General features: G+C 73.0%; 4 protein-coding genes. 1 reads left to right on the top strand and 3 read right to left on the bottom strand.

Translation table 11 applies throughout. The features are described 5' to 3' along the window. The 3 genes from ACWGIU_RS32795 to ACWGIU_RS32805 all read right to left on the bottom strand — a co-directional run. A partial coding sequence (locus ACWGIU_RS32795; protein ID WP_453711752.1) for an SDR family NAD(P)-dependent oxidoreductase occupies positions 1–324 on the bottom strand: 324 nt, incomplete at its 3' end. Next, a complete protein-coding gene (locus tag ACWGIU_RS32800) occupies positions 321–1,277 on the bottom strand; it encodes an alpha/beta fold hydrolase (protein ID WP_453711753.1) in 957 nt (318 codons plus the stop codon). The genes ACWGIU_RS32800 and ACWGIU_RS32795, both read right to left, overlap by 4 nt. Continuing rightward, positions 1,274–3,004, bottom strand: coding sequence for a flavin-containing monooxygenase (locus ACWGIU_RS32805; RefSeq protein ID WP_453711754.1), 1,731 nt, complete (start codon positions 3,002–3,004; stop codon positions 1,274–1,276). The genes ACWGIU_RS32800 and ACWGIU_RS32805 overlap by 4 nt, the downstream gene beginning before the upstream one ends. Positions 3,005–3,175: 171 nt before the next feature. Between ACWGIU_RS32805 and ACWGIU_RS32810 the strand changes: the two genes are divergently transcribed. Beyond that, the coding region (locus ACWGIU_RS32810; protein WP_453711755.1) for a MerR family transcriptional regulator at positions 3,176–3,643 on the top strand (468 nt) is incomplete at its 3' end.

Raw genomic sequence — 3,643 nt, forward strand, 5'->3', positions numbered from 1 at the left:
GCGCCTGGCGTCCGGGTCGGAGGCGGCGAACGGGCCGCCGGCGGCCACGCCAGCGTTGGCGACGACGATGTCCACCTTGCCGAAGCGCTGCTTGACCTCCTCGGCGACCCGGGCCATGGCCTCGTGGTCGGTGACGTCGGCGTACCAGTGATCGCTGTCGCTGTGCAGTCGCTCGGAGACCTCCTTGAGGGCCTCCGGCTCCAGGCCGACGAGGGCGATCCTGGCGCCGCGGGCCGACAGCTTGCGCGCGAGCAGCTCGCCGACCCCCCGGGCGGCGCCGGTGACGACGGCGACCTGGCCTTCCAGACTCCTGCGAGCGCTCACGGCGTCTTCTCCTTCTCGATGGTTGCCAGATCGGTGGTGTCGAGATCGGTGGTGCCCAGATACAGCTCGGCGAGCTCGCGCAGGACGCCGGTGACGGCCTCGGGGGCCTCGACCGGGGTCATGTGTCCCATGCCGGTGAGCTCGGTCAGGCCCACGCAGTTCGGCAGTGCGGCGGCGAGCCCGCGGGCGTGCACGATCGGGGTGAGCCGGTCGGCCGTGCCGCCGATCACGGCGGTGGGTACCGTGAGGCGGGCCACGTCGGCGTCGAGGTCCAGGCCGGCCAGCACCTGGGACCACGCATGGCGCACCCCGGTGGGGCAGGCGTGGACGATACGGGCGCACGCATCGACCTTGTCGGGTGCGGATCCGGGGCCCATGGTGGCGTACTTGAGAACCTTCCGGGCGACCGGCGTGACCGGCCCGAGGGGGGCACGGGAGCCGAGGACCGCGCCGGTGACACGGGTCCGGATGCGCCCGGCGCGCACCGGCAGGACCAGCGCCTCGGCGACGAGCCGGGAGCTGCCGGTGCTGCACAGCAGCGCGGCCGCGGCCCGCTCGGCGAACTCCGGCCGGCCCGCGGCCGCCATGATCGTCATTCCGCCCATGGAGTGCCCGGCGACGACCGCCCGCTCCCCGGGGGCGAGGGCGGCCTCCAGCACGGCCACGAGGTCGTCCGCGAGGGCGGTGGTGCCGTGCGCCCGGCCGGCGGGGCTGCGCCCGTGCCCCCGCTGGTCGTAGGCGACGACCCGGTGAGTGGCGGTCAGGGCCCGGATCTGCGCGGCCCAGAAGGCGGTGGAGCAGGTCCAGCCATGGGCCAGCACCACGGCCGGCGCGTCCTCGTCCCCGTGGATCTCGACGTGCAGGCGGGCCCCGTCGGCGGAGACGGCGACGAGCTCGCGCCGCGCGGCGGGCGGGGCGTAGGGCCCGGAGGTGACGTGCGTCAGGCGGCTCACGCGCCCCCCTCCGCCTCTTCCGCGAACCCGGCTTCGCCGGAGGCGATTTCAGCCCCGCCCCCACTCGACGCACCCGTTCCGGTCCCCCCGGCGTGTGAGGCGCGGGAGCCCGGGGGCAGCGCCCCCGGCAGCGGCGCCGCACCGGCCCCCGCGTCGCCCCCGCGGGAGCGACGCGGCTTCGGCTCGGCAGCAGCCGGACCGGCAGCAGCCGCCACCACGGCCGGGACCCGCTCTCGCTCCCCCACCCGGACGACCTCGTACTCCGCCAGATCGACGCTCCGCGTCTCCCGGCGGAACTCGCCCGTCGTCCCCGGCCAGACCGTCGTGTTGCGGCCCTGCGCGTCCAGGTACCAGCTCGTGCAGCCCCCGGTGTTCCACACGGTCCGCTCCATGCGGGCCTGCACCTGCCGGTTCCAGCGGGAGACGGCGGACGGCCGGGCGCCGAGTGCGACCTTCCCGCCCAGCATGCCGAGCTGCTTCAGGTAATCGGCCATGTAGTTGAGCTGCGACTCGATCATCAGGATCATCGAGCTGTTCCCGAGCCCGGTGTTCGGCCCGATGATCGTCATCCAGTTGGGGAAGCCGGCAGCGGTGGCGCCGCGCAGCGCCTGCATCCCGTCCTTCCAGGCGTCCGCGAGGGTCTGGCCCTCCGCGCCCACCACCCGGTCGGCGATCGGCATGTCCGTGACGTGGAAGCCGGTGCCGAAGATGATCGCGTCGACCTCGGTCTCGGTCCCGTCGCCGGCGACCAGCACCGAGCCGCGGATCTCCTTGAGCCCGGAGGCGACAAGGTCCACGTCGGGCCGGGCGAGGGCCGGGTAGTACTCGCTGGAGAGCAGGATCCGCTTGCAGCCGATCCGGTAGGAGGGCGTCAGCTTCGCGCGCAGCGCCGGGTCCTTGATCGAGCGCGCCATGTTGGCCTTGGCCAGGGACTCGATGAGGCCGAGCTGGTTGGGGCGCTTGGTGAAGGCGCTGACCTGGAGCTCGCGGAGCCCCCACAGCAGCCCGCGCCGCGCGGCCCGGGTGAAGGGCAGCCGGCGGTGGAGCCAGCGCTCCACGGCGGTGATGGACCGGTCGGTGCGGGGCAAGACCCACGGCGGGGTCCGCTGGAAGAGGGTGAGGCGCTCCACCTCGGGGGCGATGGCGGGGACGATCTGGATGGCGGAGGCGCCGGTACCGATCATGGCGACGCGCTTGCCGCGCAGGTCGTAGTCGTGGTCCCAGCGGGCGGAGTGGAAGACCTTGCCGGGGAATTCGGCGAGCCCGGGGATCTCCGGCATCTTCGGGTCGGACAGCGGCCCGGTCGCGGAGACGACGACGTCGGCGGTCAGCTGTCCGGCCGAGGTCTCGATCTCCCAGCGCAGCTCGTCCGCGTCCCAGCGCATCATCCGCACCTCGGTGTCGAGCCGGATGTGTCGGCGCAGTCCGAAGGTGTCGGCGACGTGCTCCAGGTAGGCGCGGATGGCCGGCTGGCCGGAGAAGGTCCGCGGCCAGTCGGGATTGGGCGCGAACGAGAACGAATAGAGGTGCGAGGGCACATCGCACGCACACCCGGGATAGCTGTTGTCGCGCCAGGTGCCGCCGACCGAGTCGGCCCGTTCCAGTACGACGAAGTCCGTGATCCCTTCGCGCCTCAGCCGTACGGCCGCGCCGAGCCCGCCGAATCCGGACCCGATCACCGCCACCCGTACGTGCTCGCGTCCGCCCCTGCCGTTTGTGCCACCCATGCCCGCCGCCTTCCGCTCATCCGCAGTCCCAGCACCGCACCGCACCGCCGCACCACACCATCGAAACACTGCCAGCAATCACTGGCACAATCGGGAGGGTAGAGCAGCTCCGTACTCATGGGTAGGGGGCGGACCCGGAAAGTTACCGCCGGTACGCCATAAGGTGCGTCTGTGGCGAAGGAAGAGACGCAAGCGAAGACGGTGCGCGAGTACCGCACGGAGGAACTGGCCGAGGCGGCCGGCATCCCGGTCCGCACCCTGCGCTTCTACCGCGAGCGCAAACTGCTCCCACCGCCGCGCCGCGAAGGACGCATCGCCTGGTACGACGACCACCACCTGGCCCGGCTGCGCACGATCGCCGCCCTGCTGGAACGCGGCCACACCCTCGGCGGCATCGCCGAGCTGACCGCCGCCTTCGAGAGCGGCCGAGACGTGGGCCAGCTCGGGGAGCTGCTCGGCATCGGCTGGTCGGAGGAGACCCCGGTCCGGCTCACGCCGGAGGCACTGGCCGACTACTTCGAGGGCGAGGTCACCCCGGAGAACCTGGCGGCCTCCCTCGACCTCGGCTACCTAGCCGTCGACGGCGACGCGATCGTGCACGTCAGCCGCCGCCTGCTGGACGTCTCCTCGGCCCTGGTC

The organism is Streptomyces sp. NPDC054840, from assembly GCF_053611065.1.

Bases quoted from the DNA above. Each gene is read 5' to 3' on its own strand.
- ACWGIU_RS32805 (WP_453711754.1), bottom strand. From the start codon at position 3,004: ATGGGTGGCACAAACGGCAGGGGCGGACGCGAGCACGTACGGGTGGCG.